The sequence below is a fragment of the Lachnoclostridium sp. An169 genome (assembly GCF_002160525.1).
In the GTDB taxonomy this organism is placed as follows: Bacteria; Bacillota; Clostridia; order Lachnospirales; family Lachnospiraceae; genus Mediterraneibacter; species Mediterraneibacter cottocaccae.
Window position 1 is genome coordinate 57887 of record NZ_NFKT01000002.1, and the last position, 12761, is coordinate 70647.

At 48.0% G+C, this 12761-nt stretch carries 13 protein-coding genes; 11 read left to right on the forward strand and 2 right to left on the reverse strand.

Going from position 1 to position 12761, the window contains the following annotated elements:
* Window positions 1–41: 41 nt before the first annotated feature.
* Entirely contained in the window at window positions 42–920 is an 879-nt protein-coding gene (locus tag B5F07_RS01865; protein ID WP_087159590.1) for a helix-turn-helix transcriptional regulator, read from the reverse strand.
* A 183-nt stretch (window positions 921–1103) separates the two neighbouring features.
* On the opposite strand from B5F07_RS01865, the gene kduI reads away from it, so the two are divergent.
* The 6 genes from kduI (at window position 1104) to B5F07_RS01895 (ending at window position 6658) form a co-directional block, all read left to right on the forward strand.
* Window positions 1104–1967 carry a 5-dehydro-4-deoxy-D-glucuronate isomerase gene (gene kduI / locus B5F07_RS01870; protein WP_087159591.1) on the forward strand — a complete coding sequence of 288 codons (864 nt, stop codon included), beginning with the start codon at window positions 1104–1106 and terminating at the stop codon, window positions 1965–1967.
* A gap of 56 nt (window positions 1968–2023) precedes the next feature.
* Window positions 2024–2818: a gluconate 5-dehydrogenase gene (locus tag B5F07_RS01875; protein ID WP_087159592.1), complete on the forward strand. Its 795-nt coding sequence runs from the start codon at window positions 2024–2026 to the stop codon at window positions 2816–2818.
* Window positions 2819–2920: 102 nt separating this feature from the next.
* Window positions 2921–3739, forward strand: coding sequence for a sugar phosphate isomerase/epimerase family protein (locus B5F07_RS01880; RefSeq protein WP_087159593.1), 819 nt, complete (start codon window positions 2921–2923; stop codon window positions 3737–3739).
* A gap of 146 nt (window positions 3740–3885) precedes the next feature.
* Window positions 3886–5442: an AAA family ATPase gene (locus tag B5F07_RS01885; protein WP_087159594.1), complete on the forward strand. Its 1557-nt coding sequence runs from the start codon at window positions 3886–3888 to the stop codon at window positions 5440–5442.
* Between the two features lie 11 nt (window positions 5443–5453).
* Window positions 5454–6251, forward strand: a complete 798-nt coding sequence (locus B5F07_RS01890; protein ID WP_087159595.1) for an MBL fold metallo-hydrolase — start codon at window positions 5454–5456, stop codon at window positions 6249–6251.
* Entirely contained in the window at window positions 6248–6658 is a 411-nt protein-coding gene (locus B5F07_RS01895; RefSeq protein ID WP_087159596.1) for a hypothetical protein, read from the forward strand. The genes B5F07_RS01890 and B5F07_RS01895 overlap by 4 nt, the downstream gene beginning before the upstream one ends.
* An 87-nt stretch (window positions 6659–6745) precedes the next feature.
* On the opposite strand, the gene B5F07_RS01900 is transcribed toward B5F07_RS01895, so the two are convergent.
* Complete coding sequence (locus B5F07_RS01900; RefSeq protein ID WP_087159597.1) at window positions 6746–7585, reverse strand: aldo/keto reductase; 840 nt, start codon at window positions 7583–7585, stop codon at window positions 6746–6748.
* A 145-nt stretch (window positions 7586–7730) separates the two neighbouring features.
* Here B5F07_RS01900 and B5F07_RS01905 point away from each other — a divergent pair, with 145 nt between their 5' ends.
* The 5 genes from B5F07_RS01905 (at window position 7731) to clpB (ending at window position 12743) form a co-directional block, all read left to right on the forward strand.
* Entirely contained in the window at window positions 7731–8639 is a 909-nt protein-coding gene (locus B5F07_RS01905; RefSeq protein WP_087159598.1) for a LysR family transcriptional regulator, read from the forward strand.
* Window positions 8640–8762: 123 nt separating this feature from the next.
* Window positions 8763–9305 (forward strand): ATP-binding protein, encoded by a 543-nt coding sequence (locus tag B5F07_RS01910; RefSeq protein WP_242972391.1) that lies wholly within the window; start codon window positions 8763–8765, stop codon window positions 9303–9305.
* Window positions 9306–9314: 9 nt separating this feature from the next.
* Window positions 9315–9581 (forward strand): winged helix-turn-helix transcriptional regulator, encoded by a 267-nt coding sequence (locus B5F07_RS01915; RefSeq protein ID WP_087159600.1) that lies wholly within the window; start codon window positions 9315–9317, stop codon window positions 9579–9581.
* Between the two features lie 23 nt (window positions 9582–9604).
* Window positions 9605–9928 carry a hypothetical protein gene (locus B5F07_RS01920; RefSeq protein ID WP_087159601.1) on the forward strand — a complete coding sequence of 108 codons (324 nt, stop codon included), beginning with the start codon at window positions 9605–9607 and terminating at the stop codon, window positions 9926–9928.
* A 190-nt stretch (window positions 9929–10118) separates the two neighbouring features.
* Window positions 10119–12743: an ATP-dependent chaperone ClpB gene (clpB, locus tag B5F07_RS01925; protein ID WP_087159602.1), complete on the forward strand. Its 2625-nt coding sequence runs from the start codon at window positions 10119–10121 to the stop codon at window positions 12741–12743.
* Window positions 12744–12761 lie beyond the last annotated feature (18 nt).

A 12761-nucleotide genomic window follows, 5' to 3' on the forward strand; every position in this document is an offset into this window, starting at 1 on the left:
AATAAGAGAAGAAAACGGAAGAAGCCGGAAATATGCGCAGTTCACGAGTTGAACTGCGCATATTTTTTCGGGGAAACTCCCACTGCTTTTGTAAATGCTTTCAGATAATTGCTGTAGTCGTTGAACCCGCATGCCTCACATGCTTCGTTGACGGAGTAACCCTGGCTCAAGAGGGACTTGGACAGGGTGATCCGCTTGGCGGTAACGTATTTATTGATCGTGGTTCCGGTTGTCGCCTTGAAGATCCGGCAGATGTAGGAACTGCTCAGGTAGAAATGAGATGACAGTTCTTCCAGGGAAAGGTTCTCCTGGATATGTGTATTGATATAGGAGAGAATGTCATCTACCTGGGCATGGTAGCTGTTCGGTTCTTCATCCGCTTTAGGGCCGGCACTTTCTTCCGTTTTCCGGCATCGCCTGTCGAAAGCACGGTTCAGAAACACCATCATTTCCAGGAAAACCGCCCGGTCCAGAATATCCTCGCCCAGTCCCGCATTGGACGGGAACTTGTGGATCAGATAGACGAAGCGGTTCTGTTCCTCCGGCGTGAGATGCATCCGGTGGGGCATCTCCGTGTCGCGGAAGTGGAAACAGCGGTCCAGGTCGGTGGATGCCGTGGAAAGACTTTTCAGGTATTCCGGATCAATGGACATGATGATCCGCTCATGCTTCTGACTGTCGATCTGGGACAGATAGTGGCTCTCAAACTGGTTGATCAGGAAGATATCACCGTCCTGGATGTCGTAGAAACAGTTGTCGATGAGAAACTGTTTTCCGCCGGAGATGGAATAGTAGATCTCATAGCAGTCATGGATATGCATATCCATGGCTTTTTCATCATTATATAAATGAGCAAATGCAAAGGAATGGCTCTCCATGCACTGGCGCATGGATTCCTTGCAGGATGGGCATGCTTTCATGTTTCTTCTCCTCCGATATATCTTCTGTGCATGACAGGATTTTCTTCATTATATCTGCTGTGTTCAAAATTTTCAATATTCATATCAAAAAAACACAAGAAATGGAATAAAACGAATGATATACTAGAATCACAGAGAAAGAAATAAGCAGAAAACAAAATTATTTTTATGGAGGTTTTTGCAATGGAAGTAAGGACAGCGGCTTCACCGAGAGACGTGAAGCACTACACAACAGACAGGCTCAGAGAAGAATTTCTGATCCAGAACCTGTTCCAGGCGGACAAGATCAATCTCGTTTACAGCCACATTGACCGTATCATTACGGGCGCAGCGGTTCCGGTAAATGAAAAGCTTGACCTGACTGCAGGGGACGAGCTCCGTGCAGAGTATTTCCTTCAGAGAAGAGAGATGGGACTGATCAATATCGGCGGAGACGGAATCGTGACCGTTGACGGACGTGTCTATGAGATCAATGCCAGAGAGGGAATGTATATCGGAAGAGGTTCGAAGGACATTTCTTTCGAGAGCAAAGATGCATCCAACCCGGCAAAATTCTATCTCAACAGCGCGCCGGCACATGTGGCTTACCCGACTGTACATATCAAACCGGAAGGCGAGCCGGAGGACGGCGTTGTCATCATCAAGGATGAGAACAAAGTAGAGTGCGGTACACTGGAGGATGCAAACCACAGAGTGATCAACAAGTATATCGTGACGGGACAGGTACAGAGCTGCCAGCTTGCAATGGGTATGACAAGACTGATGCCAGGAAGCGTATGGAACACCATGCCGGCACACACTCATGACAGACGTATGGAAGTGTATCTGTACTTTGACATGGCTGACGACGCATTCGTTGTACACTATATGGGCGAGCCGCAGGAGACGAGACATATCATTATGCACAACGAAGAGGCTGTCATCTCACCGAGCTGGTCCATCCATTCCGGATGCGGCAGCAGGGCATACACATTCATCTGGGGAATGTGCGGAGAAAATCAGGACTATGATGATATGGACAATATCGCAAACAAGGATCTCAGATAAGAAGAAAAAAATCTGCTGTATGCAGACGAAAATAAGAAAAAAAGGAGAGAACAATCATGGTAAATTTTTCACTGGAAGGTAAAATTGCACTGGTAACAGGCGCTTCCTACGGTATCGGATTCGCTATCGCATCCGCATACGCGGAGGCAGGAGCAACAGTATGCTTCAACGACATCAACCAGGAGAAGGTTGATATGGGACTTGCTTCCTACAAAGAGAAAGGAATCGAGGCACACGGCTATGTATGCGACGTAACAGATGAGGAACAGGTAAAAGCTCTTGTTGCAAAGATCAAAGAGGAAGTCGGCGTAATCGATATCCTTGTAAACAATGCCGGAATCATCATGAGAAAACCGATGCTTGAGATGGAAGCATCCGAGTTCCGCAAAGTAATCGACGTTGACCTGAACGCTCCGTTCATCGTTTCCAAGGCAGTGATCCCGGGAATGATCGAGAAGGGACACGGAAAGATCATCAACATCTGCTCCATGATGAGCGAGCTCGGCCGTGAGACGGTATCCGCATACGCAGCAGCCAAGGGCGGTCTGAAGATGCTTACAAGAAACATCTGCTCCGAGTACGGCGAGTACAACATCCAGTGCAACGGCATCGGACCCGGATACATCGCTACACCGCAGACAGCACCGCTCCGCGAGCGTCAGGCTGACGGAAGCAGACATCCGTTCGACCAGTTCATCGTTTCCAAGACACCGGCTGCAAGATGGGGCAATCCGGAAGACCTGCAGGGACCGGCAGTATTCCTTGCTTCCGAAGCATCTGACTTCGTAAACGGACATATCCTGTACGTTGACGGCGGTATCCTGGCTTACATTGGAAAACAGCCGCAGTAAAACAGACATTGATACAGATAAAGGGGTGCGTGGTAAGCGCGCCCCTGTGTGATATATGGAGATCTGTACAGAGAGACAGAGCAGGAAGGAGTAAACCAAGATATGATAATCGCAGCGAGAACCCACGATTATGGAAAGCAGCCGATCGAGAAGCTTCCCTCGCTTCTGAAGTCGGAAGGAATCGGCGCGGCACAGCTTGTACTGCCCAAAGGATTTACAGAGATCAGCTCCTATGATGAAGTTACACCTGAGATTGTTGAGCGGATCCGCCGCAGTTTTGAGGATGAAGGGATCCGGATCCATATCCTGGGATGTTATATGGATCTGGGAAATCCGGACGATGAGGTGCGGAAAAATTCGGTCAGCACGTTCAAAAAATGTCTGGCATGGAACAAGATCCTGGGAGCGTCCATCGTCGGCACGGAGACGGCTTATCCCCACCTGACCCCGGAGGAGAAAAAAGTATGGCATCCGTATATGATGGACAGCATCTCCCGGCTTGTGGAGGAGGCGGAGCGCCTGGATACGGATATGGCGATCGAGCCGGTGTACTGGCATCCCCTGGAGAATCTGGAGGTGACGGCGGAAGTATTTGACAGGATGAACAGCCGCCATCTGAAAATGATCTTCGATCCCGCCAATGTCCTGCCGGAGCCGGAGATCGACCAGGATGCATACTGGAAGGAGTGGCTCTCCGTTCTGGGAGATAAGATCGAGGCCATCCACATGAAAGATTTCGTCGAAGGTCCGCAGAAAGAATACTGTCCGGTATGCCTGGGCGAGGGCGTGATTCAATATGCAGAGATTATCAGATGGCTGAAGAAAAACAGGCCGGACATCGTTATTGTCAGGGAAGAGCTGGACCTGAAGACCGCGCAGAAAGATCTGGCGTGGATGCGGGAAGCGTGGGAGAGATATTAAAAAAGAATTAATGGGAATTTTGCATCAGGGTAGTGCAAAATATATGGAACTTATATGAAAGGAGATCCGGAATCACGGTTGTGGTTCGGGATCTTTTTGTGTATACTTAAAGGAAAGCAGGATGTGTCAGAAACGGGAGGGATTGGATGCATTATTTGAATACAGACGCACAGATTATCATGTTTCGGGATATGCTGAACAGCGAGATTTACGTGGACAAGAGCATGCTGATCCGGAAAATTTCACCGCTCATCCGGACAAATGCAAAGTATGTATGTATAACCAGACCGCGGAGATTCGGAAAGACGGTAAATGCCAATATGCTGGGGGCATACTATACAAAAGGGTATGATACACATGATCTGTTTGATAGCCTGAATATCGCACACACAGAGAATTATGAGAGTCAGATAAACCGATATAATGTGATTCACATTGATTTCAGCGTTTTCCCGGATTTTTGTGATGGGTATAATGCTTATCTGAAAAATATTATCAGAAAATTGCAGGAAGATCTGAGGGAAGCATACCCGCTGCTGCAAGACCGGGAATATGAAGGAATCAGTGAAATGCTGTCCGATACAAAAGACTCGTTTATCTTTATCTTAGATGAGTGGGATTCTGTGTTTAGTGAGAAATATGTGACGGAAGCAGATAAAATACATTTTCTGAGATTCCTGAAAACAATGCTTAAAGACAGACCATATGTGGATCTGGCGTATATGACAGGAGTGCTTCCGATTGCAAAATATTCCAGCGGTTCGGAACTGAATATGTTCTGGGAATATAATTTCATGAACGATCAGGTATACGAGGAGTTTTTCGGGCTTACTGAAGATGAAGTAAAAGGCCTTTGTCGGAAATATGATGCGGTCAGCTATGAAGAACTTGAGTGGTGGTATGACGGATATCTCATGAGTGACGGCAGACATCTGTTTAATCCAAGGTCGGTCAACCGTGCGCTGACAGATGGCGTTTGCAGAAATTACTGGACAGAAACCGGTCCTATGAATGAGGTGGCTGACTGTATTGAAAATAATGTGGAGGAAGTGCGCGAGGATATCGTAAAAATGGTTTCCGGTGTGCCGGTGGAAGCGGAGCTAAGCGGATATAGTGCTGCTGAACAGGAGCTGTATACAAGAGATGAGATCCTCTCTGCTATGGTTGTATATGGATTTCTTTCTTACTATGATGGATACCTGAAAATTCCGAATCATGAACTGATGGAGAAATTTCAGCGGGTGCTTTCCCGTGACAGTATGGGGGAAGTAAAAGAAATTACAGACAGATCCAGGGCTATGCTGACAGCTACGCTGGCGTGTGATGCAGATAAAGTGGCGGGCATTCTGGAAGAAGTTCATGACAGAGAAATTCCATTTCTTATGTATAATGATGAAAACTCTCTGTCATGCGTGATAACCCTCTGCTATCTCTATGCCCGGAAAGACTATCGTATAGAGCGCGAAGAAAAGAGCGGGAAGGGATACTGCGACTACCTGTTTGTTCCAAAGAAAAAGGAAATTCCGGCAATAATTTTAGAACTGAAAGTTGATGATTCTGCTGAAAATGCAATTCGTCAGATAAAACAGAAAAATTATATGCAGAAAGTAGAGTCCATCAGAGAGATAATTCTGGTCGGGGTCAGTTATGACAGAAAGCAAAAGAAACATCAGTGTATTATTGAAAAATATGTCACAGAGTGAAGAGGAATGTGATGAAAATAACTTCTTTAGTTGAAAACACATGCAGTACCGGGCTGCCTGTCGAACACGGGTTAAGCCTGTACATAGAGACAGAAGAGCACACGATTCTGTTTGATATGGGACAGTCGGATCTTTTTGTGCGGAACGCGGAAGAACTGGGAGTGGATCTGGGCAGAGCGGACTTTGCGGTGCTCTCCCACGGACATTACGATCACGGGGGCGGGCTTGCAAAGTTCCTGGAGATAAACCGTAGCGCGCCGGTATATTTAAGCTGCCATACCTTTGAACCACACTACAATGGGACAGAGAAATATATCGGATTGGATAGTTCTCTCCTGGATAGTTCCTTTGCGGAGAATGAACGGCTGATTTTTACGGACAAAGCAATAGAGATCGGAAAGGGAATCACGCTTTACCCGGTTTCTGAGACAGGCAGATATCCCATGCAGTATGATATGGGAACCGGCGGGCTGAATATGGTATCAGACGGGAAAATCGTCCCCGAAGATTTCCGCCACGAGCAGTATATGGTGATCGAAGAGAACGGGAAGAGAATCCTTTTCAGTGGATGCTCCCACAAAGGAATCCTGAATATCGTCTCCTGGTTTGAGCCGGATGTGCTGATCGGCGGTTTCCACTTTTCAAAACTGGAGCCGGATGACCGGCTGAAAGAGTATGCTGAGATTCTGGACTCCCATGATACGGAATACTATACATGCCACTGTACGGGCGTGCGACAGTTTGAGTTTATGAAGAGCTATATGAAGAAGTTGAATTACCTGGCGGAGGGGGAGGTCGTTATAATATGAAAAGAAAGCAGAAAATACTTGTCTCAATTATAACGGCTGCAGCGGCAATCTTTGTATTTGCAGGAGTCTGGTATGTACTTCCGAAGACTTTTCTGAGAGGGGCTGCGCCATCTGATGTCAGATCCGTGTCTGTCTTTGACGGAAATACAGGAAAAAGTTTCAACATAGAAGAACCGGAAGAAATTCAGTATATTGTAGAGAATATACAGGGCGCGGAGATGAAAAGAGATACACTCTCTTTGTTTTATACAGGATATGGTTTTCGCCTGGGCTTTTATGATGAAGAGGGAAAGCAGATCGAAAGCTTTATTATAAACAGTGCAGATACAATCCGGGACGATCCGTTTTTCTACCGCTGTGACGGCGGTCTTTGCTTTGATTATCTGAAAGAACTGGAAGAAAGATAGACAGGAAAAGGTGCTCTGCAAGACTTTCAGCTATACAGAGCACCTTTTTTTAATAATTCAGTCCAAAAAGATTCTACATTTTTGATTTTATACCAGTGTCATAAACCACTCTACCGTCGCAGGATCATAGTGGGAGAAGAACAGGCTGTTTCCGGTGTCGAGTGCTTCGATCTCCTTCATCTCCTCATCTGTAAGAGTGAAGTCAAAGATATTGAAGTTCTCTTCCATACGGTTTCTGTGAGTGGACTTCGGAATCAGCACCACGTCGCTCTGAAGAAGGAAACGAAGAGCGGTCTGTGCCACAGATTTTCCGTATTTCTCACCGATTTTTTTCAGAACCGGGTTGTTGAAGTAATCGTTTTTACCTTCTGCGAAGGGACCCCATGACATAATCTGCGTGCCGTTCTTCTTCATATATTCTTTTGCAACTTTCTGCTGCTGGAATACGTGGGTTTCCACCTGGTTTACTGCAGGTTTGATGCGCGAGAAATGGAAGATATCCAGATAGCGGTCCGGATAGAAGTTGGATACGCCGATTGCCCGGACTTTACCCTCGTCGTAAGCCTCTTCCATTGCGCGGTAGGTTCCGTAATAATCGCCGAACGGCTGATGGATCAGAAGCAGGTCAATATAGTCTGTCTGCAGCTTCTTTAAAGATTCCTCAATAGAAGCTTTCGCTTTTTCATAGCCTGCGTTGGAGATCCACACCTTTGTGGTGATAAAGAACTCTTCTCTCGGAAGACCGCTTTTGGCGATGGCATTTCCCACGCCTTCCTCATTTCCGTATGCCTGCGCAGTATCAATGCTGCGGTAGCCGACTTCAATGGCGTCCAGTACGCAGCGCTCTGTCTCTTCCGGGGGAGTCTGATATACTCCGTATCCCAATTTCGGCATCTTAACTCCGTTGTTCAGTGTTACATATTCCATGATAAATTCCTCCGTTTCGTCTTCCTGTTTGCATTTAACAGTTTACATCCGAAAAGAAAAAAAGTACAATAAGAATACAGGAAACCAGATTCCTGAAAATGAATACTGAAACATCATTGAATCAATACCGGGAGGTGGAAGAAGAATGCTGAATCTTCTGGAATTAGAGCAGCTTGCTGCTTTTGCAGACTGTGGAACACTGTCAAAAGCTGCGGAAAAACTGAATATCTCACAGCCGACGATTACGAGGACCATGCAGCATCTTGAAGATGAGTTTGGCGCCCCTCTGTTTGAGAGGACGAAGAATCACATTGCGCTGAATGAAACAGGGTGGAAGGCTGTCGTGCATGCAAAACAGCTCTTAAAGGATGCCCGGGAGGCGGTGGAGGACGTCCGGGCTTTTGACCGGAGCCTGCATACGATCACGGTCAGCTCCTGCGCTCCCGCGCCCCTGTGGCGTCTGCTCCCCGCACTGTCGGATGCGTTTCCGGATATGACGATTTCCTCCGCTATAAAAAATAATGAGGCGGTTATGGAAGACCTGAAAGCCGGGGAGTGTCAGCTGGCTGTTCTTTCAGAAGAGTTCATCACGGGAGTGCATGTTTCAGGAGCACATGTCCCCGAAGCTCATATTTCTGAAGAGTACACCAGTATGCCGTTTATGAAAGAAAATCTGGCGGTATGCGTTCCGCCGACACACGAACTGGCCGGGAAAAAGGAAGTTTCTTTTAAAGAGCTGAACGGGTATAATTTTCTCCTTGGAATAAGACTGGGGTTCTGGGACGATATGTGCAGGCAAAAGATGCCGGCGTCCCGGTTCCTTGTACAGACGGATCAGTTTACCATGCAGGAACTGATTCGGGAGTCCACCCTGCCATGCTTTGTGACGGATGTTGCGACGTATGACAGGGATGTGTACAGGGACAGAATCACCATCCCCATTACGGACAGGGAGGCAAAAGTGACTTTTTACATTGTGTTTGATGGGAAAAACAGGAAATATGCGGAGGCTCTGAAAAGGGTCTGCAATGGGAGGCAGGCTTTGGAGATGTGATAAACGGGCGGGATTTTAAGTTGGGGGCTGCTAGCGGAGGATGAGGAGGGTGCGACTCATCCTACCAATGGTTTTGTTTTCCTCCTGGGAAAAGACTCCTTTCTTTCTTATATTCAATGTGGGATGTTTAAGGGGAAAACCCGTGCTGTATTCGTGGATAAACGGGAGTACGGAGGTGCACTTTGGGAACAGATTGAAAATGCCTTCCAGTTTGTACTTCGCAACATCCATCTGGGAGCCAGACTGGAAGGACTGTACCGGCAGGATATTTATGAGCTGCCGCCGGACAGTATCAGAGAGCTGATTATTAATGCGGTTATGAACTGCAGTTTTCTACAGAATTCCCATATTCAGGTGGCTGTTTACGATGACCGGCTTGAGATTACGTCTCCGGGAGGATTGATGCCGGGCGTAACACTTGAGCGAATGAAAGAAGGATACTCAAAGATCCGGAACCGTGCCCTTGCTCACGCTTTTTCCTATATGAATCTGATTGAAGCGTGGGGCAGCGGTATTCCCAAGCTGATGAAGGCGATGGAGGATTATGGCCTGCGGGAACCGGAATTTGTGGAAATGGGAATTGCATTTCGGGTGAATCTGTATCGTAGTCAAGGAGATACAAAAACGAACCAAGCTACGAACCAAGGTAGCCAAAAAACGAACTGAGATGCAAAAATGACGAACCAAGGTGCGAAACAAGCGAACCAGGCTGTGAAGCGGACAGCAGGAAAATTGAACCAGAAGAATATTTTCCTCAAAAATGAAGAAAAGCAGTTAGTGCAGTTGGTGGCTGATAAACCGGCAATTACACAAATGGAAATGGCAGGGCAGCTTGGGTGGAGTTTGGGAAAAGTGAAGCACTATATTACGAAGCTAAAAAAGAATCAAGTACTGGAACGAGTGGGCACCAGCCAGAAAGGGCATTGGAATATTCTTGTTTAGAACACAAGTAAAAGGAGAATGTTATGGAAGATAGACTTGTTTTGTTGGCATTGGAACAGATCGCAGAAGCGTTGGGACATTCTAATAGCAATCCTATTTCTGCCAGTTTATTATGTCTGGAACATGGAATTAGTTTTGATGAAATGGGAAAGATCATGGTTGCTTTCAACCAGATTTTGAGAAGAAAAGAATTTGATGAATTGGAAGTTTCTGATTTTCGACAGGCTTTGGAGGAAATAACGCCGATGGCAAAAGAGTTTGCAGACCCCGTTGTGGTTGCATTTATCAAAGCTTATGCAAGAAATCGTATTGCTGAATTGGTACCATTTGCAAGGACATTGGATTAAATCCTGCAGGAGATAATCCGGCGAGATTTTGAGTCATCCCTTCCCGCAACTGCATGTTCATATATTTTTTATAAATGAATTAGCACTCACCTCTTGACAGTGCTAACAAGTTTTGCTATATTGCTACTAGAACACGAAAACAAGTCGTGGTTCCATGTCAGCCAGACTGACACCATAAGGAGGGATGACCATGAATATCAATAAATTTACGCAGAATTCACTGCAGGCAGTCCAGAACTGCGAGAAGATAGCAGCGGACAACGGCAACCAGGAGCTTGCCCAGGAGCATCTGCTCTATGCCCTGCTGACGCAGGATGACAGCCTGATTTTAAAACTTCTTGAAAAAATGAGCATACAGGGACAGCTTTTTATTGACCGCGTGGAGCAGGCAATCGGAAAGCGGCCGAAAGTACAGGGCGGCCAGGCGTATGTGGGTCAGGATCTCAACAACGTGCTGATCCATGCCGAGGATGAGGCAAAACAGATGGGAGACGAGTATGTTTCTGTGGAACATCTTTTTCTTGCCCTGCTGAAATACGCGAGCCGTGAGATGAAGCAGATTTTCCGGGAATTCGGCATCAGCCGGGAGGGATTCCTGCAGGCACTCTCCACGGTGAGAGGCAACCAGCGGGTGACCAGCGACAACCCGGAGGCAACTTATGACACACTGAACAAATACGGGCAGGATCTCGTGGAGCGGGCAAGAGACCAGAAGCTGGATCCGGTTATCGGCCGTGATGAGGAGATCCGGAATGTTGTGAGAATCCTTTCCCGTAAGACGAAGAACAACCCGGTTCTGATCGGTGAACCCGGCGTCGGCAAGACGGCGGTTGTCGAGGGACTGGCTCAGAGAATCGTCAGCGGCGATGTGCCGGAAGGACTCAAGGACAAGACGATTTTCTCCCTGGATATGGGAGCCCTCGTTGCCGGTGCGAAGTACCGGGGCGAGTTCGAGGAACGTCTGAAAGCGGTCCTGGAGGAAGTAAAGAACAGCGACGGCAGGATTATCCTGTTTATCGATGAGCTGCACACCATCGTGGGCGCGGGCAAGACTGACGGCGCGATGGATGCGGGAAATATGTTAAAACCCATGCTTGCCAGAGGAGAGCTGCACTGTATCGGTGCGACCACACTGGATGAGTACCGGCAGTATATTGAGAAGGATGCGGCTCTGGAACGCCGTTTCCAGCCGGTTATGGTAGATGAGCCGTCGGTGGAGGATGCCATTTCCATTCTCCGTGGCTTAAAGGAGCGGTATGAAGTATTCCATGGCGTGAAGATTACGGACAGCGCCCTGGTTGCGGCAGCTACACTGTCCAACCGTTACATTTCCGACCGTTTCCTGCCGGATAAGGCCATCGACCTGGTGGATGAAGCCTGTGCTATGATCAAGACGGAACTGGATTCCATGCCAACGGAACTCGATGAACTGAGGCGGCGTGTGATGCAGCTTGAGATCGAGGAGGAAGCCCTGAAAAAAGAGGACGACCGCTTAAGCAAAGAGCGTCTGGAACATCTCCAGGAAGAACTGGCAGGCCTGCGGGAAGAGTACGCGGGCAAGAAAGTTCAGTGGGAGAATGAGAAGACGTCTGTTGAGCGTGTCCAGAAGATCCGGGAAGAGATCGAGCAGGTGAACAAGGACATTCAGAAGGCGCAGAGGGAATATGACCTGAACAAGGCTGCGGAACTGCAGTACGGAAGGCTGCCTCAGCTCCAGAAACAGTTGGAGGAAGAGGAGGAGAAAGTGAAAGAAAAAGACCTTTCTCTTGTCCATGAAGCTGTGACGGATGACGAGATTGCCCGTATTGTGTCCAGATGGACCGGCATACCGGTAGCAAAGCTCAACGAGAGCGAGAGGAACAAGACGCTTCATCTTGCGGATGAGCTGCACAAACGTGTGGTGGGGCAGGATGAGGCTGTAGAGCTTGTGACAGAGGCCATCATCCGGTCCAAAGCCGGGATCAAAGACCCAAGCAAGCCGATTGGTTCCTTCCTGTTCCTCGGACCTACCGGAGTCGGTAAGACAGAGCTTGCCAAGGCGCTTGCCCAGAGCCTGTTTGACGATGAGAACAACATGGTGCGTATCGATATGAGTGAGTACATGGAGAAATACTCCGTGTCCAGACTGATCGGAGCACCGCCGGGATATGTAGGGTACGACGAGGGCGGTCAGCTGACGGAAGCGGTGAGAAGGAAACCGTACTCGGTTGTACTTTTCGATGAAGTGGAGAAAGCCCACCCGGATGTGTTCAACGTCCTGCTTCAGGTGCTTGACGACGGGCGGATTACAGATTCCCAGGGAAGGACTGTGGACTTCAAGAACACGATCCTGATTATGACTTCCAACATCGGTGCCAACTACCTGCTGGAGGGGATCCGGGACGACGGCTCCATCGACGAGCAGTGCCAGGAGATGACCATGAACGACCTGAAGGCCCACTTCAGACCGGAGTTCCTGAACCGTCTGGATGAAATAATTATGTTCAAACCATTGACGAAAGAGAATATCCGTGCCATTATTGATTTGTTGGTGGCAGACGTCAATAAGCGTCTGGAAGAGAAAGAACTGAAGATCGAACTGACGGAAGCGGCGAAAGATTTCGTTGTGGAAGGCGGGTACGATCCGATGTACGGCGCAAGGCCGCTGAAGAGATATCTGCAGAAGAATGTGGAGACCCTGGCGGCAAGGCTGATTCTCGCAGGCAACGTGGGCAGGGAAGATACGATTCTGATCGATGCGAAAGACGGCAGCCTGCTTGCGGAGGTGAAAGGCCAGATTATCGAGAGCGAAAAGCCGGAAGATCTGGCTCTGTAAAAACGAAAGGATGGCTAT

Coding starts and splice junctions, on each gene's coding strand:
- kduI (WP_087159591.1), top strand. CDS start 1,104: ATGGAAGTAAGGACAGCGGCTTCACCGAGAGACGTGAAGCACTACACA.
- B5F07_RS01905 (WP_087159598.1), top strand. CDS start 7,731: ATGCTGAATCTTCTGGAATTAGAGCAGCTTGCTGCTTTTGCAGACTGT.
- clpB (WP_087159602.1), top strand. CDS start 10,119: ATGAATATCAATAAATTTACGCAGAATTCACTGCAGGCAGTCCAGAAC.
- B5F07_RS01885 (WP_087159594.1), top strand. CDS start 3,886: ATGCATTATTTGAATACAGACGCACAGATTATCATGTTTCGGGATATG.
- B5F07_RS01910 (WP_242972391.1), top strand. CDS start 8,763: ATGTTTAAGGGGAAAACCCGTGCTGTATTCGTGGATAAACGGGAGTAC.
- B5F07_RS01875 (WP_087159592.1), top strand. CDS start 2,024: ATGGTAAATTTTTCACTGGAAGGTAAAATTGCACTGGTAACAGGCGCT.
- B5F07_RS01865 (WP_087159590.1), bottom strand. CDS start 920: ATGAAAGCATGCCCATCCTGCAAGGAATCCATGCGCCAGTGCATGGAG.
- B5F07_RS01880 (WP_087159593.1), top strand. CDS start 2,921: ATGATAATCGCAGCGAGAACCCACGATTATGGAAAGCAGCCGATCGAG.
- B5F07_RS01890 (WP_087159595.1), top strand. CDS start 5,454: ATGAAAATAACTTCTTTAGTTGAAAACACATGCAGTACCGGGCTGCCT.
- B5F07_RS01920 (WP_087159601.1), top strand. CDS start 9,605: ATGGAAGATAGACTTGTTTTGTTGGCATTGGAACAGATCGCAGAAGCG.
- B5F07_RS01895 (WP_087159596.1), top strand. CDS start 6,248: ATGAAAAGAAAGCAGAAAATACTTGTCTCAATTATAACGGCTGCAGCG.
- B5F07_RS01900 (WP_087159597.1), bottom strand. CDS start 7,585: ATGGAATATGTAACACTGAACAACGGAGTTAAGATGCCGAAATTGGGA.
- B5F07_RS01915 (WP_087159600.1), top strand. CDS start 9,315: ATGACGAACCAAGGTGCGAAACAAGCGAACCAGGCTGTGAAGCGGACA.